The sequence below is a fragment of the Guptibacillus hwajinpoensis genome (assembly GCF_020524165.1).
In the GTDB taxonomy this organism is placed as follows: domain Bacteria; phylum Bacillota; class Bacilli; order Bacillales; family Guptibacillaceae; genus Guptibacillus; species Guptibacillus hwajinpoensis_D.
This window is the reverse complement of record NZ_JAIVKU010000001.1, coordinates 104,151-124,118: the sequence shown is the minus strand read 5'-3', so window position 1 is coordinate 124,118 and position 19,968 is coordinate 104,151. Positions and strand designations below refer to the sequence as shown.

Genomic DNA, 19,968 nt, shown 5'->3' with positions numbered 1-19,968 from the left:
TCGAATTCGAAAGCGGATACTAACACCTGATCTACAAGCTTTTTTCTATATGAATTTTTAAGCAAAATAAAAAGTCAGGCATTTAGCCTGACTTTTTGTGCAGATTATTTTTCTTTCACCGAACTTTCTTTTCGATTAATAATGCTCGCGCCAATAAGGTCTCCTGTTACGTTTAGACCAGTAGCGCCCATTCCAACTAAAGCATCCACCGCTGTTAATAAAGCAACGGTTTCCATCGGTAATCCCACTTGCGCAAATACGGTGGCAATCATAACAATTCCTGCACCTGGAACGCCTGCTGTACCAATCGATGCAAGCGTTCCTACGATAACGACCATTACCATATCTGTAAAACTAAGCGGCGAGCCAACGACGTTCGCAGCAAAAACGGCTGAAATCGCAATGCGAATGGCAGCTCCGTCCATATTAATCGTTGCGCCCAATGGTAAACTAAAGCTATATAGACTTTTTGAAAGGCCTAATCCCTTAGCTGCGTTCATCGTAAGCGGCAGGGTTCCAGAGCTACTTTGCGTCACGAAAGCCGTAATCATCGGCTTACTTGCGTTACGAAAGAATTCTTTCGGGCTTACTTTAAAGAAAAGTAAGAACAGGATATAGATCCCTACTTGGACAATCAACGCAATATAAAGTACTGCGATCATGTTTCCTAGCGAGAGGATCGTATCCAACCCCTGATTCCCAATTGTTTTCGCTATTATAGCAAAGATTCCTATTGGAACATATTGCAAAATCACGTTCATGATTTTAAACGTGGCTTCATTTAATCCTTCCACCACTTTATAAAGATGTTCGCCAAGTGCACCATGTTCTTCAGAGTTTCGTAAAGAAGCGATAGCGATCCCAAAAGCAAAGGCCGTAAAGATAATCCCAAGAAGATTCATCTCGCTAAATGCCGTTACAATGTTTGATGGCACAATGTTTAACAGCACGCTTACAATCCCTGGATTATCAGGTACATCAAACGATTGATCTGGATCAATGGATAATCCCGTACCGGGATTAAACAAGTTCGCTACGGTTAATCCCACAATAATCGCTAGTGCAGATGTTAACACGTAATAGAGAAATACCTTTCCGCCCATGCGTCCAAGGTTACTCAGTTTCGTTTGATTGACACCCACAATTAATGTAAATAAAATAAGTGGAATGATAAGGAACGATAGCAATTTAATTAATAAGTCTCCGAATGGTGCAAGAACTGCTGCATCTTTTCCAAAGATAAGCCCTACGGCAACTCCAAGAATAAGTGCAACTGTAATTTTTATAATTAACGAAGCGTTTATATAGCCTCTTAAGATCTTCTTCATCGTTTCCGCCTCCTTCGAACGCAAATTATTCATATACGTTTACTAGGAAATAAGATACAGCACAATTCCTTGAAAGTCAAAAAGTTAGCTTTAACATCCAACTAAATTCCTTTATCAACCTTTCAATCTCTTATTCTCGCTTTCATGTATAGAGAACAACTTAATTGGATAGACTGCTTCTTAAAGTCTATTAAAAAGTTGGAGGTTAAGCATGAACAATTTTGAAAGATTCCCTGTCACTCCTTTTGAAACGTATCTTGAGATGACCCAATATGGAACTGAGGTACACTTCGAATACGATAAGTATGAGCTCTTATCAGGAACGACTGAAGATGGGAAAATGTATTTTCTCATCGATTACCACACAGGCCTCACGTATGAAGTGGAAGAAAGCACGGCGGTCAATTTGCTGCAGTTAAATGAGCAAGGAAAGGGCAAACAGCTCGTTGAAACCATCTTACCGCGTCTACGACCGACGACCTCTCTTTCCCACACGTAAAAAGTCCTGCTCGACGGCAGGACTTTTTATTTTTATAGACTAATAGCTACATATCTGACACATTGACTAATTCAGATTCAATCACATACCGCTCAGGCGCACTTCCGATAAAATCAAATGGGTAGCATGTTGTTAATGTTAAGGTCGCTTCCTCTTTATCAACAATTACTGTTCGATCGCTTTCATCTACGATCTTCATGTCGACCACAGCATATTCATACCGCTTTCCATCGTATTCAAGAAACACGGCATCCCCTTTTTTCACGTCTTTTAGACCAGTAAAAACCGTATCGCGATGGCCGCTTAGGACGGTGTGACGCTTCTGATCTGGTGTCGTTGTGAATGGACTAACAAACATACCAACTCCCTGGTCGAGCGTGTCTTCATCGGTTCCCCAATAGATCATAAACCCTTTTTCAATCGTAGGGATGACTAACCTACCTACTTCTTGACCAGGATCAAATTTCTTTATCTGATCACTCATGAAAACTTCTTGTGTATTCACAACTGTTTTCTTCGCAGTCTCTACTCCTTCCATATTATGCCACTGTTTCGTTTCTTCTGCAGAAACTTGTTCTACTCCCTGTGTGCCCTGCCACCATTCATACCCATAGTAGCCCGCCATCACGATGCCTGCACACATGAGCAAAGCATATAATTTGTTCATAGTCTTCACCTCACTAAGAAAAGCGAAAAAACCGCTTATTATGCGGTTTTTAAGCCATATTACCAGCTAACGGAACGTCTTCTATAAAGAAGTAAACCACCTGCAGCTACCGCCAAAGCTACTCCACCCATAGCAAGCATTGGATTGGCTGTAGCTGTTTCAGGCAACTCTCCGCCCTCTTTCATTCCATCAAGCGGTTTAGCAGAGTCAATGATGTTTTGCGGAACGGTAATCGTATCAACTTGATTAAAGTTGTCGATCGACATTTCCATTGATTGTTTCATGTTCATGCTTTCATCTTCAATTTTCATATCCATATCAATGTCCATCGTTAAATGCTTCATGTAATACGTGTCTTTATCAACTGTTACTTTATAGTTAACGTCATTAATCGTCATTTGTTCCATGAGACCTTTCATCGATCCGGAACCTTCTTCACCTGACATGCTGTCTTCAAACATCTTCATAGAGGCTTCCATTAACGTCTTGCCATCGCCTTCGTACGTTAACACAAAACCTTCATCCGTCTCTTCGACGCTCATCTCTTTGCCGAGCTCTTCCGCCTGAGCCATTTGTGCTTCTACTGACGACATGCTTTGTAGTTCCTCTAAACCTTGTGTGAGTTCTTTCGGCATCTTGATCCAGCCTTTTTCGGGATCTTCTTGATAATAACCTTCTTCAGTCCAATAAGATTCTATGGACATTTCGCCTTCTTCAGGTGATTTTGTTGTGACGACCTGATGCATCGCAAAAGGCTTTAACGTAATGTCTGCTTCAGATTGGCTGGAGATCATCATTGTTTCTCCTTCAAGAGGCATTGATTGTTCCACATTTGTTTTTGTAGAATAGCTCTCAACCTCAGTCATCGCCTCATTTGACTGCTTTAAAATATCCGTTGCAGTCATTTCCTTTGCTGATGTGTGAAACGGAGCTCCTACAAAAACAACTGCGGCTACCGATAGAGGGACTAACTTCTTTAACATCAAAACACTCCAATTCATTTTTTTGGCAAGAGAAGGCTAGGGAAGTGATGTGACAGGAAATGATGTATGAGGCTACCAGATGAGACACCTATTAATCACCAGTTTCTTTCACCTAAACCTTATTTTCCCAATAAAGTAAAATTAAAACGCTTTTTTGCCGTTTTCTAAAACTTATTTTTTATTGATCTTTCGCTTTTTTAATAGAGTATGACTAGGTTTAGATACCCAAAAATTACATCTGTTCACTTTTGCAAATTGACGAAAGACAAAAACAACACATTGCAAACCCTTTCATATTTGTTCTATCGCCTATATACTTAGCACTATCAAATCATGATTTGTTTCATCCGTATCATTTTGCACTCGTAAGGGAGTTGGAGATCTCCATGTCACTTGATGAAAGAAGCACGTTTCTATTAACGAAACTCGTGAATGCAACTGAGTTAGTTACGGTTGATCATGTCATCGACCAGCTCGGCATATCAAAACGAACCGTTCATTACGATCTACAAAAAATTAACGATTGGCTCGATGAGAACAAACTACCCATTATCCAAACAAAACAAGGATTAGGTTACTATCTCTCAGAAGAGACCAAACAAACCGTTCCTAAATTGATGAAAGAACTAAAAGAATGGCAGTACCACTATTCGCAACAAGAACGTATCACCTTAATTGGTGTCGAGCTCTTAACAAATGATAAGCCGATCTTTATGCAGAACTTTATGGATCGAACTCAAGTTAGTCGTGGAACAGTCGCTAAAGATTTAAAACTTGTTAAGAAAGTTCTAGCCGATGAAGCATTAACGTTACAGTTTGAACGATCAACAGGCTATCGTGTGGAAGGGAAAGAGGAAAACAAGCGGAGAATATTGAGTCTTTTTCTGTCCGAGGTCCTCACCAATGGACAATTAACCGAAATGACGAATTTTCTTTATCCGCTCTTAAAGAATGGTGATGAACATACCTATTCACACCTCATACCGATGAAGCAAATCATCATGAATGCGGAACCAATTCTAAAAGTAGAGTTAACAGACGATACAATTCATGTTCTAGCCATTCAGCTTGTCGTTCTTCTTCAACGTTTAAAAGGCGAACATCGTATCCAGCTCGATCCAGATGAAAAACACGCTCTTTGTTCAACGAGAGAGTTTGAAGCGGCAAAGAGCATTGCAAAAGAATTAGAAGCTCAATTTAAACTTTCCTTATCACTGGATGAGATAGGCTTTATCACAATGCACCTACTTGGCTCAAGAGTCAATTATTCTGAAGTAGGTACGGTAGGTAGTCTTGAAAGTAATAAGCTTAGAAAAGTGGTTACTGAAATCGTGAACGAATTTCAAGTTTACGCTTGTGTCCTATTCGAACAGCGCGATGAACTAGAAGAAGCACTTTTTCTTCATCTTAAACCAACATACTACCGGCTGAAATATCATGTTCCGATCACAAACGAATTAACAGCGTCAGTCCAGCAGGAATATCCAGATGTTTTTTCTATTACGAAACGAGCGGTTTGGCCGATTGAATTGATGATGTCTCAAAAGCTCCCTGATGATGAATTAGCTTATCTCGCCATGCACTTTGGAGCTTGGATGCAGAAGGAAGAGCTTCCAGAAGTAACATTTGGGAAAGCGATTATCGTTTGTGAAAAAGGAATTGGCACATCAAATATTTTAAGAGGACAGCTTGAAAAGCTTCTCACAAATGTGGAAATCATCGGGACAGTTTCAAGGAGGCAATTTCTACAAAATCACTACGACGTAGATTATGTCTTCTCTACATCACCTTTGGAGCATGAGACGTTACCCATTTTAACGGTTAACCCGATTTTGACGCAGCAGGGAAAAGAGAAAATTCTGCATTGGATGGAGGAAGTACAAACAACTCCAAGTGAAGAGAGTGGACCTACCCCTGACGTGATCGTTGAAATCATGAAAAAACACGGCACGATTACGAATGAAAAAGAACTAAGAAATGAATTACAACAGTTTTTTGCACCATCACCAACCACCTTATCGATAGAAAGGTTTGAACGACCTATGTTAAATGACTTATTACACGAAGAAACGATCCAATTTGCTACAGATACACCCGATTGGAAAGAGGCGATTAAAACAGCGGCCATGCCGCTTCTTGCAACAGAGCAAATCGCCCCTTCCTATATCGATGCTATGATCAAAAACGTAGAAGATCTGGGGCCGTATGTCGTGATTGCTCCAGGAATCGCTATTCCTCATGCCCGTCCAGAAGAAGGCGTGAATACGGTCGGGATGAGCTTGCTTCGACTAGATCAAGAAGTTCCTTTTTCATCTAAAGAAAAGCACCAGGTTAAGTTGCTCATTGTGCTTGCTGCAGTAGATAACGAAACACATTTAAAAGCTCTTGCTCAACTATCGGAGCTTCTATCAGAAGAAGAAAATCTAGAAATGATTTATCGAGCAGAGGAAAAAGAAGAAATTATTAAACTTGTATCAAAATACTCAAATTAAGGGAGAGAATAAAAATGAAAAAAATTCTTGTTGTATGTGGAAATGGTCTAGGAAGCAGCTTTATCGTAGAAATGAACGTAAAAAGTATTCTAAACGAGCTTGGAATTGAAGCTGAGGTTGATCACACAGACCTTACGACTAGTAAATCTGAAAATGCTGATTACTACTTAGGCTCAACCGAGATTGTTGAAAATCTAGAAGACGGCAAACGAAATGTGATTAAGCTAAATAATTTGATGGATAAAAAAGAACTAAGGACGGCGATTGAAGCAAACTTGAAAGGGGCATAAATCATGGTCGATCTCATAATGAAAGACATTCTAGGTACACCAGCGATTCTTGTAGGGTTATTTGCCCTTATCGGCTTACTTCTTCAAAAGAAAGATGTTGCCAATGTCATATCAGGTACGCTAAAAACAATCATGGGTTTTGTTATTTTGGGGGCAGGGGCAGGTGTGCTTGTCGCCTCCCTAGATAACTTTAGTAGTATGTTTGATCATGCTTTTGAAATTCAGGGAATTATTCCAAACAATGAAGCGATCGTTGCACTAGCTCAGGATGCATTTGGTGCAGAAACGGCGATGATTATGCTTTTCGGAATGGTAGCCAACATCCTACTAGCGCGACTCACACCTTTTAAGTATATCTTCTTAACAGGTCATCATACGATGTTCATGGCTTGTCTGATCGCCGTTATTCTTTCAACCGGTGGCTTTAGTGGCGCAACAATGATCATCACTGGGTCCCTTATCCTCGGATCTCTGATGGTTCTGTTACCTGCTCTATTGCAACCTTACACAAGAAAAATTACAGGTAGTGATGACTTTGCCATTGGACACTTTGGCTCTTTCGGTTATTTAATCGCAGCCACTGTCGGTAAAGCAGTTGGAAAAAACTCTAAATCGACTGAAGAAATTAAAGTACCAAAGTCATTTAACTTTTTGCGAGACACTTCTGTATCTGTCTCTCTTACAATGGCGATTCTATTCTTCGTAGTCGCTCTTTTCACAGGCCCTTCGTTCATCGAATCAGAATTAAGCGGCGGAACAAACTTCTTGGTCTTCTCATTTATGCAAGCGTTAACGTTTGCAGCTGGCGTCTACATCATTTTGGCGGGTGTAAGAATGCTCCTATCTGAAATCGTTCCCGCTTTTAAAGGAATTGCTGATAAAGTCGTACCTAATGCAATCCCAGCACTTGATGCTCCGTCTGTATTCCCATTCGCAAACAATGCGGTCATCATCGGTTTCTTCTTTAGCTTTGTCGCAGGACTTCTCAGCATGTTCCTTCTACCAATCTTAGGTCTAAAAGTGATTGTCCCAGGTCTTGTGCCTCACTTCTTTACCGGTGCTGCAGCTGGCGTATTCGGTAACGCGACTGGCGGTCGTAAAGGAGCGGTATTTGGCTCGATGGCTAATGGTGTCATCATCAGTTTCTTGCCAGCACTACTTCTGCCAGTGCTTGGTTCACTAGGATTTCAAGGAACGACATTTGGAGATTCAGATTTCGGTGTAGTTGGACTCCTTCTCGGCGGCTTGATTGAGCTGCTATCTTCTAACGTTCTATTCCTTGTCATCGTTGCTGCCTTACTCATCGCTGTATTTGCTGGAGCTGCCTTGATCAAACGTTCGCTAGCGAAAAATAATTTAGAAGAAAAACATGATACGATTTAGTCGAAAAAGACCATCCTCAGTAAAAGGATGGTCTTTTTTGTTATTCTATCTCATTTTCAGCAGTCGCTACATAAACCAACTGATCGGTCCAATTCTCATTCTCATAAATAAAGCCTTTCCTCACACCTTCATACATCATTCCCACACTTTCAGCTAATTGAGTCGATGGTTGGTTATCCAGGTTAATGTGTGCTTCTATGCGATGAAAGTTAAGATTATGAAATGCAATTTGTAACGCCGCTCTTACTGCCTCTTTTCCATACCCTTTTCGCCAATACTGATTATGTATCGTGTAGCCGATCCGTGCCCACTGGAAATTCATTCTCGCTAGTGTTGAAAAATCCACCATTCCAATATGCGTCCCATCCTCTTTATGGAAAACACCAAACACATGAGCCGTATCACTTATGGCTAATTCTTGATGCTTATGCACTAATTCGTGAAACCACTCTTCTGTACAGTCACTCATATCCATCTTACCTGGATCATAGGCGTGTTGCGAAGGAAGCCTTGCATTAAATTCGCGTAACCAGTTTTGATAGTCTTCCATTTTTAAAGGTCGTATCACTAATCTTGCAGACACTTTTTGCAGATTAAACTTATTCAAATTAACACCTCAATCAATTGGATTCATAAAAAACATCGTTTTTCAAATTTAATAGATCGTTTCAAACTATCACTTCTTATCTGGGTCAAGCTTTCGATTAATTTCATGAAGCAAATATAGCCCTCGAAGCAAGCAACCTACGATAATACCAAATCCAATAATGAAGCCAATCTCATGTAGCGGAAAAAGTAAAAGTCCAACCACGCTGCTCGCTACGATCAGAAAAAAGAGAAACATTTCGCACCTCCTAAATTCATACAAAACTAATTTACCATTTCTTACGTCTACCGTGGGGTTTTAAACAAAATACAAACGGGTCTTTATTTGATTCTATACCGATCTAATTAAGGAATCCCTCTACTCTTTATCTACATCCAAACCAAAAAAGCAGCTGCCCTTGTGGCAACTGCTCTCTTTCATACGTTATTAAATTATTTTAAGACGGGAATCCTAGTACTGCTTTTGTTTCAAGGTACTCTTCAATTCCGAAGTCTCCCCACTCGCGGCCGATACCAGATTGCTTGTAGCCACCGAACGGTGCTGAGAAATCCATATCAGCATTATTCACTTTAATGCGACCGGCACGGATGCTTGTTGCGACTTTGCGAAGTGTTTCTTTATCTTCACCAAAGACATATCCAGCAAGACCGTATACGACGTCGTTCGCAATTTCGATCGCTTCATCAATTGTCTCATATGTGATGATCGACATAACAGGTCCAAAGATCTCTTCTTGCGCAATGACCATGTCATTTTTCACATCTGTAAAGATTGTTGGTTTTGTATAGTAGCCTTTCTCAAGACCTTCTGGCTTACCAGTTCCACCTGCAATCAAGTTGGCACCTTCGTCGATTCCTTTTTGAATGTAAGACTGCACGGTATTCCACTGCTTTTCAGAAACGAGTGGTCCCACATAGTTGTTTCCGTTCGGGTCACCTACTGGAAATTCAGGAAGAACATTTATTACAGCTTCTTCAAATTCTTCTTTTCGAGAAGCAGGAATAATCATTCGAGTACCAGCCGAGCAAACCTGACCGGAGTTTGTTGCAATATGACTAACCGCTGCTTTAGCCGCTTCCGTAATATCCGCATCTTCTAGCATCACAAATGGAGATTTACCTCCAAGTTCAAGTGCTACTGTCTTAATTGTTTCCGCCGCGTTTTTCATCACTTTTTCACCAACGCCTGCAGAACCAGTGAATGATACAAAATCGATATCAGGGTGTGAGCTAATGCCGTCACCGATCGTTTCGCCTGTGCCGTTCACGAGGTTAAATACACCTTTTGGCACGCCCACTTTATCAAAGATTTCAGTTAAGATAATCGCTGCAAATGGTGTGATTTCAGCTGGTTTTAAGACAACTGGACTTCCTGCTGCAAACGCACTCGCAATTTTAGTAGACGATTGGTTTGTCGGGAAGTTCCAAGGTGTGATTAAACCACTCACGCCAATGGATTCCTTAAAGATTGTATGATCGCCACGATCTTCTGAGAAAGAATACTCTTTCAATGCTTTTGCTGCTTCAGAGAAGTGTTGATAGCCCATGTTGTAATGAACTTTCTCTGAAATAGAGCGTGGAGAACCGAGTTCTTGTGTAATCACGTCAATAATTTCTTCTTTACGATTCGCGTATTCTTCCGCGATATCTTCAAGCATTTTCACACGTTCTTCTCGGCTTGTTTGAGAGAAAGAAGGGAATGCCGCACGTGCTGCTTTCACTGCTTTATCCAAATCTTCTTTCGTTCCTAAACTAATTTTACCGATCACTTCTTCTGTCGCTGGATTGATTACTTCATGTGTTTCTGAACCTGTTGATTCAACCCATTCGCCATTAATGTAATGTTTTAATTGGTTACGCATGATGTAAAACTCCTTTTTATATTTAATCGATTTAAAATGATTTAGCTTTTCTTTGCTTCCACAGTAACTGTAACCGTTAAGGACTATAGTTAAACATATGGATGCTTTCATGAAATTTAGAAAGCGGTTGCTTATCTTTGAATCCGAGGAATATTAGCTTTAGACTAAAATAGAGAGATTTGCAGAAAGGATGAGTAAGAATGGGACAAACGATTAAAGGAAAAATTGCTTATATTACAGGCGCAAGTAGTGGTATTGGACGTGCAACCGCGCTTCAACTCGCGAGTGAAGGGGTACACGTTGGCTTAATTGCCAGGACAGAAAAGAAGCTGAAAGAAGTAGCGACCGAAGCAGAATCGCACGGCGTTAAAGCGATCGTTGCTCCAGCTGACATTTCGAAGATTGAAGAAGTGAATACTGCGGTAGAGAAATTAAAAAATGAACTCGGGACAGCAGATATTTTAATTAATAATGCTGGAATGGGCCGTTACGGATCATTTTTAGAGATTGAACCCGATGACTGGAAGGAAACGTTCGAAGTCAATGTTTATGGAACGTATCATGTAACGCGGGCAGTTCTCCCACAAATGATCGAAAAAGACAGCGGTGATATTATCACAATCTCCTCAAGTAGCGGCCTAAAAGGAACGGCTGGCTCTACATCTTACAGTGCTTCTAAGTTTGCTATCCAGGGCATGACCGAAGCCCTTATGCAAGAAGTTCGTCGAAATAACATTCGCGTCTTTACTCTTAATCCAAGTCTTGTTGCAACAGAACTCGTCTTCGGGGACAAGCTTGATGAGCAGGATAAAGAAAAATATATGCAGCCTGAGGACCTTGCCGAATATATGGTGGGTCAATTGAAATTGCACCCGCGGATTTTCATCAAGCAGTCATTGCAGTGGGCGACGAATCCATTTTAAACTAAATTCACTAAATAAAGAGAGGTAACGAAACATCCGTTACCTCCTTTTTGTGTTACCCTCTCCAGCTTTCATAAAGGCGCTTGATCTGTTCCGGACTTGTCCGACAGCATCCACCAATTAATCGTGCACCTGCTTGAAACCATTCATTTGATCCATCGACAATCCCATCGCATGATTCACCATCCCGCCATGTTTTGGTCTTAGCGTCATAAACTTCTCCTGAATTAGGGTACACAATAATCGGTTTATCGGTTTGAGAAGCTAATTGATGAATCGCTTTCGTCACAAGTGAAGGAGACGCACAGTTAATGCCAATTGCCGCAATCTGGGCATTTTCCTTAAAGTAGTGAGAACATGCTTTTAAAGTCGTTCCATCGCTCATTTTTTCCTCATTTTGAAGAGTGAAAGAAAGCCATGCATAAGTCGATGGAAACTCTTGTAATAGGGAACCTAAAACTCTCGCTTCTTGAAAAGATGGTATGGTTTCAAAAGCTAAAACATCCGCACCTGCCTCAATTAATGCTTCTATTCTCGGACGATGAAATGCGATAAGCACCTCATCGCTTACGTTATAATCACCACGATATTCCGATCCATCAGCAAGGGCGGCACCATAGGGACCAACAGAAGCAGCGATAAAAGGTTTGGGACGATTCAATTTTCCCTCCTGTTCCCAGAAATCATCACGTGCCTTGAGCGCAAGAATAACTGTTTTCTTTATTAACTCCACAGCCTCTTCTTTACTTAAACCGCGGGTTGTTAATCCTTCAATTGTAGCCTGATAACTTGATGTTATCGCACAATCAGCTCCTGCACGGAAATAATCTAAGTGAACCTGATAGATAAGCTCTGGATTTTCAAGCAAAATGCGAGCAGACCAGAGCGAATCATTTAAGTCACATCCGTATTTCTCAAGTTCAGTTGCAAGCGCCCCGTCTAATATGACTAAATTGAAGTCTTCTAAAATGCCCTTAATAGGATTCTGTTTCTGCCACATCACTTACTCCCCTTTTCTTTACTCGTTTTGTTAAATAATAATTTCCATAGCACAATGCAATGAACGGAATTCCACAGTACAACGCTACTCGCTGGGTCGGATCAAAAGCAATTCCAACCAAAGAAGCGAAGCAAAGGACGAAGGCTAAGATCGGAACGATCGGATAGAATGGCGTACGATAACTGAGGTCTTTAATCGATCTGCCGTCTGTTACATATTTCTTTCTAAAAAGAAATTGCGACGCGCTAATACTCATCCAGACAATGACAACGGCCAGACCAGATATAGAGACAAGCACCACATAAACGGTATCTGGTGCAATGATGCTTGAAAGGAGTGCAAGTACTCCGCCTAACATACTTAAAATCACCGCGTTAAGAGGGACACCATTTTTGTTTAGTCTAGCAAAAATAGGAGAAATCATTTGCTTGTGCGAAAGAGACCAGAGCATTCTCGACGAAGCATATAATCCTGAATTTGCAGCGGATAAAATAGCGGTAAGGATAACAAAATTCATCATATCCGCCGCATAAGGAACCCCAATTCTTTCAAGTACCGCTACAAATGGGCTTTCTAGAACGCCAGCTTCTGAGGCCGGTAGAAGAGCGGATAAAATAAAGATTGAACCGACAAAGAATAGAATCAGCCGTATTAAGGTGGTTCGAATCGCTTTTGGGATGGTTTGTGCAGGTTTATCTGTTTCTCCCGCTGCAATTCCAATGAGTTCAGTTCCAGAGAAAGCAAAATTCACTGCCAGCATCGTCATTAAAATGGCAAATGCACCATTCGGAAATATGCCTTCATTTGTGAAGTTAGCGAATAAGGATTCGTTTGCTCCAGTTTCCATTGGAATAAATCCTACGATCGCTGCTGCACCTATGATAATAAACAACACGATAGCCAGAACTTTTACAAGAGCAAACCAGAATTCACTCTCAGCAAAAAATTTCACTGTTAGAGCATTTAAAATAAAAATCATTGCAGCAAACAACCCGCTCCAAATCCATACGTTAATGAGTGGAAACCACCTCTGCATGAGCATACCAGCAGCTGTAAACTCAGAACCAAGCGCAACTGTCCAAGTTAGCCAATACAACCAGGCAACCGTATAGCCTGTTCCTCCGCCAATGTATTTAGCCGCATAGCTATGAAAAGCACCTGTCTCAGGCATATGCACCGCCAGCTCCCCCAAACACAGCATGACCAGGTAAACGACAAGTGCACCTACCAGATAAGACAGTATCGTCCCAATAGGACCTGCTTGTTGGATCGTATATCCAGAACTTAAAAACAACCCCGTACCGATGACTCCTCCAAGCGAGAGCATGACAACATGTCTTGACCTCATTTCCCTTTTAAAACCCTGTTTGTTTTCCATGTTAATTCTCCTTACTTTCCATCCAGAAAAACAAAAAAACGCACTCGAAATGAGTGCGTAACTGACAAAATAAAACCGAAGGCTCTCATCTATCAGGTTTATCACCCGCTGGAGTTAGCACAGTATCCAATGGACCTGTTGCTGAGGTTTCAAAGGGCCAGTCCCTCCACCTCTCTGGATAAGAAAATATATTTTAATAAAAATATCAATCCAAACAAAATTTGTCAAGACGTGACTATGAGAGCACTTACCAAATATCTCTTTTCCATTGACGACTTCCCTGCATTTGTCTTTGAACAATTGTTTTCATGCCATCCCGTTTCTTTACTTTTGAAAACCGTGTCATCGCTTCCCTCATATCTTTCTCTGCTTGCTTTAAAACGTACTCATTTTCCATTCCCTTCCCCTCCTCCTAAAAAAAAAGATGACTCCCCTAAGAAGTGGAAGTCATACCATGATGTGAGAACGTATATTCGGTTGATAATTCAATTTTATCGAACATTCGTTCTTTTTGCAAGGGTTACTTTTGTTTAAATATTGAGAAATCGACTGTGTCTGCCATCTTCTTATATCCTTTATCATTCGGATGCAAATGATCCCCAGAATCAAACTCCGAAAGAAACTTTTCGGGATCGTCTGGATCTCTCAATGCTTTATCAAAATCGATGACTGCATCAAATTCTCCGCTCGTACGAATCCATTCATTGACTTCCTGACGCGTCTTCTCTCCCTCTTTCGTAAACATACTAGAATCTTTATAAGGAGCTAAAGTCCCTCCATAAATAGGCATTCTCTTATCATGAGTGGCTTTAATAATTTTTTTCATTCGATCAATGATTTTCTGTGAATCGTATTCGGGATAGTGTCTTAAATCATTAATGCCTTCATGTAGAATAACACCATTGATTCCTTCTTGGCTAAGTACATCTCGTTCTAATCTTGCAAAGGCATTCTGCCCTTTTCCTTCTTCACTATTAATCAGGTGATTGGCAGAAATCCCTGCATTTAAAACCGACATTTTCACCTCAGCATTTTTCGAATTCATGCGATTCGCTAAATAATCTGGCCAACGCCGGTTTGCATTTAACGTGGAATAATTGCCATTTGCAATGGAACTTCCCATTACAACAACAGCACCTTCTACTGATTCATCAGGTACAACTTCTAGTCGGTCAAGCCAGAACCAGGCTTCCTCTTTTGACGTGTAGGAAGAGCCTTTTTCTTCTCCGGCATGATTTCCTTTTTCAGACATATAGACTGTCTGGTTTGAGCGCTGATGCCAGGTTGTTGGGCCGGTCTCACGATCTACGTACAAACTAACCGTTAAGTTTTGATTGGCATCTACCGGAAATTCAATGGCATCACTATATTGTGTTTCTCCTGCAGGAATCGTCACTGATTCTTCACCTTTGAATGTAATAAGCTGATCCGTCTCCTTATCAATACTTGCCCCTTCACTCGAAACAGCCACTCTCACTTCTTTCATAGATAAAGGGAGTGAACCAAATTCGTTGGATAATCGAATCCGCATCTTCTCCCCTGCCATATGCGGGCGAAGAATTAACCTGATTGTTTGATCCTTAAATCCTTCATGAGAGTTTCCATCTTTAGCAGGAGCCTGCATGCTAGCAGTCCATGATCCGACCCATTCGCTCTTCTCAGATGCGTCCTTCGTTGAAGATGGCCATCCTTTGGCACTAACTAAGCTCATTAATCCAATCATTAGAATGATGACGATTCCAGTTAACATGCGTGTCATATTAAATCCCTCTCGTTTGCTAATTCATACAATTTCTTTATATTTCTCATAAAAGTCTTCGTGCTTAACTGATTTCCTAAGTTGGTCTTAACATTTCTGTTGCTTAACTGTTAACAGAATACCCTTATCCAGTTTGATTAATGCCGTTTCTCCATGAATGTTAAGGATTTGCAAAGCGTTTGACATATCGAAGATCATCGATTAATATAAACGCATGGAAAATTACGTTGATATTTTTAAAGTGCTGGCAAATCAAACGCGTATTGATATGTTGATGTGGCTCAAGAATCCAATGGACCATTTTGAAAAACCAACCGCACACCTTTCTAAGAACATCAGTGAAAAGGGTGGCGTGTGCGTTGGTGACATCCAAGAAAAAGCAAACATGTCTCAATCGACCGTTTCGCATTATTTATCTATGATGCAAAAGGTAGGTCTACTCGAGTCTGAGCGACATGGAAAATGGACTTATTACCGGAGAAACGAAGAAATCATTCAACAAGTAGCCACTTTTATTCAAAAAGAGCTTTGAGCTCTCTTTTTTTACTCAACGTATCGATATTCCTCGAATTATAAATATGATTGGAGATGTTCATTGTGAAATTTGGCATTTACCTCCTCGCTTTACTTGCTGGTGCCGCGCTAAGCGTGGAAGGAGCAATCTACGGTGAGTTAGGAAAATCAATTGGAAAATTGGAAAGCAGTTTTTATAACTTTGCTGTCGGTACAGTCATTATTGGAATCGTGGTGTTATTTCTTGGAAAAGGATCCTTGTCCTATACTTTCAAAGCACCAAAGTGGCAGTTAACTGGCGGTTTTCTAGGTGTTATTTATTTAACCATCCTTGTTATCGGAATCCCTATTGTAGGTGTAGGTTTAGCAATGATTAGCGTAATCGTTGGTCAAATGGCGATGAGTATGATTATTGAACATAAGGGCTGGTTAGGAAGCAAAGCAACAAGGGTCAAGAAAGAAAAAATAATAGCCGTTTTATTGATGGCCGTTGCTCTTATTTTAATCTTTTAAGGAGTTGGTTCATGATGTCCATTCTTATTCTACTTGCCTCTGTCTTTGGCGGTATTTTTCTAAGCGCTCAGTCTTCAATCAATGGGGCATTTAGTAAAAAAGCAGGAACATTTGAAAGTACTTTTATCACTTTTATTACTGGAGCAATGATACTATTTATCGTCATTCTTTTCGTTGGGAATGGGGATTTGCTTAAAATACTCGAAGCACCAAAATGGCAGCTTAGTGCCGTGTGGTTTGGAGTAGGTTATCTGTTTCTTACCATTCTTGCTGTTCCAAAAATAGGTGTCATCGCAGCAAACATTTCAACCGTTATCGGCCAATTGTCAATGGGGATGCTTATTGATCACTTCGGTTGGTTCGGTGGTTTACAGGTTTCTTTTGATATAAAAAGGTTGATTGCCATCCTCCTAATGGTGATTGCGTTGCGTTTGATCTATGTAGGAAACATGAAGGCGGAAAGAGAAGCAACGGCAAATGTACAAGAATAAAGCAAAAAAAATCCCATCTCTCATATGTTGAGATGGGATTTTTTTTAAAAGAAGTCCATAAAGTTTGTTTCTTTATTAGAACATAAGCGTTGCAAGAGAACAACGTCCTCCTCTGGCCCTTCGATCAAGCCTGCTTCATAGAGAAAAGATGGATTCTGATATCCAGTTACTATAGCCGTTAGTGTATTAATCGTACACCTAAGCCCTCTCCTTGGCGGATGAGCGCATGCTGCATTTGTTTTATCTCCTTTAAATACACGAATACCTTCAGCATTGATTAAATAGCTTCCATTATTCCACTCCGCCTGTTCATCAATGATATGAAGAAAGAGAGACTCGTTCCGTTCAATATGAAATGGGTAAAGTTTAAGGAAGTTCTCCACATCAACAATACGCGCCATAAAATATGGCTCGACAGTTGCTTTCACTTTAGGATTGGCTAACAAAAATGCTAGCTGATCACTTTCGTTTGTTAGTATCGTTCCTCCATCAATCATCGAATCGTGCTGACAGAGATAATTCCACAGTCCACTTCTTGCTTCGCCCTCCAAACAGACCATTTCTTCAACTTCCAATTTCCGATTTTCAATTTTGTAATAAACGTATCCGACCAATTCTTCCTTTTCATTTTTATAAGAAGCAAACTGAAACCCTTTCGAGTATACGCGTTCCTTCCACCACTTTTCAGTTCGAACGAGCATGCCATTATAGCGTTTCGCAAATGTTTCGTAAACAGGATTCAAGCTTTCATATACGTGATCCAGTTCAATTCGTCTCACTGTTCCATTCACACGAGAAAGTGGCTTGAAATCTTCTGCACGTAACTCTAACTGCTTCCAATTATTTAACACTTCATATCCAAACTTTCGATAAAAGGAAATTTGAAAGGGATGGAGGTAAGAGATCGTTTGGCCCCTTTGTTTCATTTCCATCAAAGCATTGCAGAGCAGTCGTGCTACCCTTCCCCCTCTTCTATATTCCGGATAAGTTGCAACTGATGCTACGCCACCCATCTTCATTTTCTCTCCAGCAATCCATGTTTCAAAATCAATTAAATGAAGTTTTGCAGCAAGTTCATTTTCTTCAAAATCACCCCAGATCTCATGCTCGCTATATCCCTTGATTTTTTCATCTAGCTCATCTTTCCGCACAGTATATTGAAAGGCATATTCTGAAAGACGTACCGCATTGATGATTTCGTTTTTTTCTAATTTACGCATTTTCATTCTCCTTATTTACCTTTTTTAATGGTGACTACATATAGAGGGCCGATAATTGGAAGAAAACCCTTCACACCTGAAGTTCCGTCGCGTTCTCGTAAAGCTAGAATGGAAAGACCAGTTAATACGATAAAATCAATTGTCATTACGTGAACAAAATTCGATTCTAGAAAAGCTTTTTGATAAACCATCCCATCTCCAGCAGATATCCCATATACCATTAAACCAAGCGCTAATACCAATAGGAAGAGCGAGAGAACTTTAGAATCCAGAAATTTTCTTAGCTTATCTGGCGTTCGATTGGAGCGACTTCTCTTCTTATTTAAGAAGAAATAAGGCAACAAACTAAACGCACCTAACGCAAAAGATCCAAGAACAAACGGCCAGGCTGGAACTGATCCACTATCGTCTCGTAGAAGTAAAATAGCAAATACCGCCGGAAAAACCCCAAGTAAAGAAAACATAGCGAACAAACCAGCATCAGAATGATTCATTGTGAAGAGGTCTGAGAGGTAGGAACCGTTACCCTCGGGTGCCACAAAGACAGCATATAAAATGAATCCAAGCCATATAATAAATAATAAAATTCTCTTCATAATGAACCCAACTTTCTTAAATGACTTCTTAAATCATAAGGTTACCGGAAAAAAATCTCAAATATATGTAGAATTTTCGAACAATTGTGGTATACTAATTGTAACAAAACATTCACAAATTATTCTTTATTTTGACATAAGTTTAATTTGTAAGCGGTATCATAAAAAGGAGTTGTTTACTATGGATGTCTATATGGTCTATCTTTTCGTTATTACGGCAACCCCACTTTTTCTCTGGCAGGATTATAAGAAGCTCGCATTCGTACACACGCCTTTCATTGTAGCAATCTGGGCGCTACTTATTTTCTATATTGGTGGCGGTATGACTCCAGTTGCACATACACTCTTTATTACACTTTTTGCGATTAATGTTCTATTTGCTCATTTAGCGGCTTATCTCATCTTTGCTCGTCCTTTCCTTAAGGAACGTCAGCTTGCAAAGAAAATGTCCCGCGTTGAAGAATAATCACATATCCATTAAAAAAACCGTTGTTCCCTTCTTGTCGGGAACAACGGTTTTTCAATTACATGTTCATATTGTGCATTCCGAATGACATCACCCAGATTGTTCCAGCTACGATTGCAGCGGCAATAAAGACCGCATATAAAATCGTACCAACTTGAATTCGACTACTATCGCTCTCTGTGATGTGCATAAACATCAAGAGTTGAATAGCTGCCTGAATTAATGCCAGAATAACGACAATAATCATAATTGTTCTGAAGCTAAAGTCTGAAGCAAAACCTACCCACAAAGCAAGTAATGTGAGGACGATCGAAAGACCGAAACCAATTAAGTGACTCCATGGAAAGTGGCTATGACTGTTTGTCTGCTCGTTGTTGGACATCTTACATCACCATCCCATACAAGTAGACTGCTGTGAAGATAAAGATCCACACAACGTCAAGGAAGTGCCAGTAAAGACTGGAGATAAAGACCTTCCTTGTTGTATCAGGTGTTAACCCGCGCTGCTTTAACTGAATTAAGATTAGCGAAATCCATGCGATACCCATTGTAACGTGGGCACCGTGTGTTCCGACTAATACAAAGAAGCCAGACCAATAAGCACTTGTTGTTAGTGCAGCACCTTCATGAATATAATGAACAAATTCATAAATCTCAAAGCCCAGGAATCCTAGACCTAAAGCCAGCGTAACACCGATCCATAGAAATACACCTTTTAGTGAATGATTTCTCATATAATGAATTGCTAGTCCACAAGTAAAACTACTTGTTAGAAGTAAAAACGTTTCTATAAGCACACCTTTTAGTTCAAAAAGCTCTTCTGGTCCAGGACCGCCTCCAGTACGACCTACTAACACTAAGTAAGTCGCAAACAGAGTAGAGAATAGAGCGATCTCTGCGCCGAGGAAAACCCAGAAGCCTAGAATATTCAGTCGGCCAGTTTCCGACTGATATTCTAAAGGCGTGTTAGGAGAATATTCGACTGATTCCATGCTTCAC

At 40.4% G+C, this 19,968-nt stretch carries 23 protein-coding genes and 1 riboswitch; of the genes, 9 read left to right on the top strand and 14 right to left on the bottom strand.

The window, feature by feature from the left end:
* Positions 1-104 precede the first annotated feature (104 nt).
* Positions 105-1,328, bottom strand: coding sequence for a dicarboxylate/amino acid:cation symporter (locus LC090_RS00590; RefSeq protein ID WP_226654269.1), 1,224 nt, complete (start codon positions 1,326-1,328; stop codon positions 105-107).
* 211 nt (positions 1,329-1,539) lie between these two features.
* Here LC090_RS00590 and LC090_RS00585 point away from each other — a divergent pair, with 211 nt between their 5' ends.
* Positions 1,540-1,827, top strand: a complete 288-nt coding sequence (locus LC090_RS00585) for a hypothetical protein (RefSeq protein ID WP_226654266.1) — start codon at positions 1,540-1,542, stop codon at positions 1,825-1,827.
* A 46-nt stretch (positions 1,828-1,873) separates the two neighbouring features.
* Here the strand turns inward: LC090_RS00585 and LC090_RS00580 are convergent, their stop codons facing one another.
* Together LC090_RS00580 and LC090_RS00575 are read right to left on the bottom strand one after the other, a co-directional pair.
* Positions 1,874-2,494, bottom strand: a complete 621-nt coding sequence (locus LC090_RS00580; RefSeq protein WP_226654263.1) for a class D sortase — start codon at positions 2,492-2,494, stop codon at positions 1,874-1,876.
* A 59-nt stretch (positions 2,495-2,553) separates the two neighbouring features.
* Positions 2,554-3,477: a DUF6612 family protein gene (locus LC090_RS00575; protein WP_226654261.1), complete on the bottom strand. Its 924-nt coding sequence runs from the start codon at positions 3,475-3,477 to the stop codon at positions 2,554-2,556.
* A gap of 386 nt (positions 3,478-3,863) precedes the next feature.
* Between LC090_RS00575 and LC090_RS00570 the strand changes: the two genes are divergently transcribed.
* From LC090_RS00570 to LC090_RS00560, 3 genes are read left to right on the top strand one after another with little or no spacing between them, the layout of a single operon-like run.
* The gene (locus tag LC090_RS00570) at positions 3,864-5,969 is read left to right on the top strand and encodes a BglG family transcription antiterminator (protein WP_226654259.1); all 2,106 of its coding nucleotides are present in this window, start codon (positions 3,864-3,866) and stop codon (positions 5,967-5,969) included.
* A 14-nt stretch (positions 5,970-5,983) separates the two neighbouring features.
* The gene (locus LC090_RS00565; protein ID WP_226654257.1) at positions 5,984-6,259 is read left to right on the top strand and encodes a PTS sugar transporter subunit IIB; all 276 of its coding nucleotides are present in this window, start codon (positions 5,984-5,986) and stop codon (positions 6,257-6,259) included.
* Positions 6,260-6,262: 3 nt separating this feature from the next.
* Complete coding sequence (locus LC090_RS00560; RefSeq protein WP_226654256.1) at positions 6,263-7,642, top strand: PTS ascorbate transporter subunit IIC; 1,380 nt, start codon at positions 6,263-6,265, stop codon at positions 7,640-7,642.
* 40 nt (positions 7,643-7,682) lie between these two features.
* Here LC090_RS00560 and LC090_RS00555 read toward each other — a convergent pair whose 3' ends face one another.
* The 3 genes from LC090_RS00555 to LC090_RS00545 form a co-directional block, all read right to left on the bottom strand.
* Entirely contained in the window at positions 7,683-8,249 is a 567-nt protein-coding gene (locus tag LC090_RS00555) for a GNAT family N-acetyltransferase (protein ID WP_226654255.1), read from the bottom strand.
* Between the two features lie 69 nt (positions 8,250-8,318).
* Positions 8,319-8,486 carry a hypothetical protein gene (locus tag LC090_RS00550; protein ID WP_226654254.1) on the bottom strand — a complete coding sequence of 56 codons (168 nt, stop codon included), beginning with the start codon at positions 8,484-8,486 and terminating at the stop codon, positions 8,319-8,321.
* A 199-nt stretch (positions 8,487-8,685) separates the two neighbouring features.
* A complete protein-coding gene (locus tag LC090_RS00545) occupies positions 8,686-10,110 on the bottom strand; it encodes an aldehyde dehydrogenase family protein (protein WP_226654253.1) in 1,425 nt (474 codons plus the stop codon).
* Positions 10,111-10,310: 200 nt separating this feature from the next.
* Between LC090_RS00545 and LC090_RS00540 the strand changes: the two genes are divergently transcribed.
* Entirely contained in the window at positions 10,311-11,033 is a 723-nt protein-coding gene (locus LC090_RS00540) for a 3-ketoacyl-ACP reductase (RefSeq protein ID WP_226654251.1), read from the top strand.
* Positions 11,034-11,088: 55 nt separating this feature from the next.
* Here LC090_RS00540 and mmuM read toward each other — a convergent pair whose 3' ends face one another.
* From mmuM to LC090_RS00520, 4 genes are all read right to left on the bottom strand, one after another.
* Positions 11,089-12,033: a homocysteine S-methyltransferase gene (gene mmuM, locus LC090_RS00535; RefSeq protein ID WP_226654250.1), complete on the bottom strand. Its 945-nt coding sequence runs from the start codon at positions 12,031-12,033 to the stop codon at positions 11,089-11,091.
* Complete coding sequence (gene mmuP / locus LC090_RS00530; protein WP_226654249.1) at positions 12,008-13,411, bottom strand: S-methylmethionine permease; 1,404 nt, start codon at positions 13,409-13,411, stop codon at positions 12,008-12,010. The genes mmuM and mmuP overlap by 26 nt, the downstream gene beginning before the upstream one ends.
* Before the next feature lie 82 nt (positions 13,412-13,493).
* Positions 13,494-13,596: riboswitch (SAM riboswitch) on the bottom strand.
* 62 nt (positions 13,597-13,658) lie between these two features.
* Complete coding sequence (locus LC090_RS00525; RefSeq protein WP_226654248.1) at positions 13,659-13,808, bottom strand: hypothetical protein; 150 nt, start codon at positions 13,806-13,808, stop codon at positions 13,659-13,661.
* A gap of 123 nt (positions 13,809-13,931) precedes the next feature.
* A complete protein-coding gene (locus LC090_RS00520) occupies positions 13,932-15,170 on the bottom strand; it encodes an SGNH/GDSL hydrolase family protein (RefSeq protein WP_226654247.1) in 1,239 nt (412 codons plus the stop codon).
* Between the two features lie 214 nt (positions 15,171-15,384).
* Here LC090_RS00520 and LC090_RS00515 point away from each other — a divergent pair, with 214 nt between their 5' ends.
* The 3 genes from LC090_RS00515 to LC090_RS00505 all read left to right on the top strand — a co-directional run bounded on the left by LC090_RS00515 (position 15,385) and on the right by LC090_RS00505 (position 16,687).
* On the top strand, positions 15,385-15,702 hold the full coding sequence (locus tag LC090_RS00515) for an ArsR/SmtB family transcription factor (RefSeq protein ID WP_226654246.1): 318 nt from the start codon (positions 15,385-15,387) through the stop codon (positions 15,700-15,702).
* A 65-nt stretch (positions 15,703-15,767) separates the two neighbouring features.
* A complete protein-coding gene (locus tag LC090_RS00510; RefSeq protein ID WP_226654245.1) occupies positions 15,768-16,196 on the top strand; it encodes a DMT family transporter in 429 nt (142 codons plus the stop codon).
* Between the two features lie 14 nt (positions 16,197-16,210).
* Positions 16,211-16,687: a DMT family transporter gene (locus tag LC090_RS00505; protein ID WP_226654668.1), complete on the top strand. Its 477-nt coding sequence runs from the start codon at positions 16,211-16,213 to the stop codon at positions 16,685-16,687.
* A gap of 44 nt (positions 16,688-16,731) precedes the next feature.
* On the opposite strand, the gene LC090_RS00500 is transcribed toward LC090_RS00505, so the two are convergent.
* Complete coding sequence (locus LC090_RS00500; RefSeq protein ID WP_226654243.1) at positions 16,732-17,907, bottom strand: GNAT family N-acetyltransferase; 1,176 nt, start codon at positions 17,905-17,907, stop codon at positions 16,732-16,734.
* Positions 17,908-17,918: 11 nt separating this feature from the next.
* Positions 17,919-18,503, bottom strand: coding sequence for a hypothetical protein (locus tag LC090_RS00495; RefSeq protein WP_226654241.1), 585 nt, complete (start codon positions 18,501-18,503; stop codon positions 17,919-17,921).
* A gap of 181 nt (positions 18,504-18,684) precedes the next feature.
* On the opposite strand from LC090_RS00495, the gene LC090_RS00490 reads away from it, so the two are divergent.
* A complete protein-coding gene (locus LC090_RS00490) occupies positions 18,685-18,969 on the top strand; it encodes a spore morphogenesis/germination protein YwcE (protein ID WP_226654239.1) in 285 nt (94 codons plus the stop codon).
* A 58-nt stretch (positions 18,970-19,027) separates the two neighbouring features.
* Here the strand turns inward: LC090_RS00490 and qoxD are convergent, their stop codons facing one another.
* Entirely contained in the window at positions 19,028-19,351 is a 324-nt protein-coding gene (gene qoxD / locus LC090_RS00485) for a cytochrome aa3 quinol oxidase subunit IV (protein ID WP_226654236.1), read from the bottom strand.
* Between the two features lies 1 nt (position 19,352).
* On the bottom strand, positions 19,353-19,961 hold the full coding sequence (qoxC, locus tag LC090_RS00480; RefSeq protein ID WP_226654234.1) for a cytochrome aa3 quinol oxidase subunit III: 609 nt from the start codon (positions 19,959-19,961) through the stop codon (positions 19,353-19,355).
* Positions 19,962-19,968 lie beyond the last annotated feature (7 nt).

Excerpts from the sequence above, each read along its gene's own strand:
- mmuM (WP_226654250.1), bottom strand. The coding sequence starts at position 12,033 with ATGTGGCAGAAACAGAATCCTATTAAGGGCATTTTAGAAGACTTCAAT.
- LC090_RS00570 (WP_226654259.1), top strand. The coding sequence starts at position 3,864 with ATGTCACTTGATGAAAGAAGCACGTTTCTATTAACGAAACTCGTGAAT.
- LC090_RS00495 (WP_226654241.1), bottom strand. The coding sequence starts at position 18,503 with ATGAAGAGAATTTTATTATTTATTATATGGCTTGGATTCATTTTATAT.
- LC090_RS00505 (WP_226654668.1), top strand. The coding sequence starts at position 16,211 with ATGTCCATTCTTATTCTACTTGCCTCTGTCTTTGGCGGTATTTTTCTA.
- LC090_RS00565 (WP_226654257.1), top strand. The coding sequence starts at position 5,984 with ATGAAAAAAATTCTTGTTGTATGTGGAAATGGTCTAGGAAGCAGCTTT.
- LC090_RS00525 (WP_226654248.1), bottom strand. The coding sequence starts at position 13,808 with ATGGAAAATGAGTACGTTTTAAAGCAAGCAGAGAAAGATATGAGGGAA.
- LC090_RS00515 (WP_226654246.1), top strand. The coding sequence starts at position 15,385 with ATGGAAAATTACGTTGATATTTTTAAAGTGCTGGCAAATCAAACGCGT.
- LC090_RS00575 (WP_226654261.1), bottom strand. The coding sequence starts at position 3,477 with ATGTTAAAGAAGTTAGTCCCTCTATCGGTAGCCGCAGTTGTTTTTGTA.
- LC090_RS00550 (WP_226654254.1), bottom strand. The coding sequence starts at position 8,486 with ATGTTTCTCTTTTTTCTGATCGTAGCGAGCAGCGTGGTTGGACTTTTA.
- qoxC (WP_226654234.1), bottom strand. The coding sequence starts at position 19,961 with ATGGAATCAGTCGAATATTCTCCTAACACGCCTTTAGAATATCAGTCG.
- LC090_RS00545 (WP_226654253.1), bottom strand. The coding sequence starts at position 10,110 with ATGCGTAACCAATTAAAACATTACATTAATGGCGAATGGGTTGAATCA.
- LC090_RS00560 (WP_226654256.1), top strand. The coding sequence starts at position 6,263 with ATGGTCGATCTCATAATGAAAGACATTCTAGGTACACCAGCGATTCTT.
- LC090_RS00580 (WP_226654263.1), bottom strand. The coding sequence starts at position 2,494 with ATGAACAAATTATATGCTTTGCTCATGTGTGCAGGCATCGTGATGGCG.
- LC090_RS00490 (WP_226654239.1), top strand. The coding sequence starts at position 18,685 with ATGGATGTCTATATGGTCTATCTTTTCGTTATTACGGCAACCCCACTT.
- LC090_RS00590 (WP_226654269.1), bottom strand. The coding sequence starts at position 1,328 with ATGAAGAAGATCTTAAGAGGCTATATAAACGCTTCGTTAATTATAAAA.
- LC090_RS00540 (WP_226654251.1), top strand. The coding sequence starts at position 10,311 with ATGGGACAAACGATTAAAGGAAAAATTGCTTATATTACAGGCGCAAGT.
- qoxD (WP_226654236.1), bottom strand. The coding sequence starts at position 19,351 with ATGTCCAACAACGAGCAGACAAACAGTCATAGCCACTTTCCATGGAGT.
- LC090_RS00500 (WP_226654243.1), bottom strand. The coding sequence starts at position 17,907 with ATGCGTAAATTAGAAAAAAACGAAATCATCAATGCGGTACGTCTTTCA.
- mmuP (WP_226654249.1), bottom strand. The coding sequence starts at position 13,411 with ATGGAAAACAAACAGGGTTTTAAAAGGGAAATGAGGTCAAGACATGTT.
- LC090_RS00520 (WP_226654247.1), bottom strand. The coding sequence starts at position 15,170 with ATGACACGCATGTTAACTGGAATCGTCATCATTCTAATGATTGGATTA.
- LC090_RS00585 (WP_226654266.1), top strand. The coding sequence starts at position 1,540 with ATGAACAATTTTGAAAGATTCCCTGTCACTCCTTTTGAAACGTATCTT.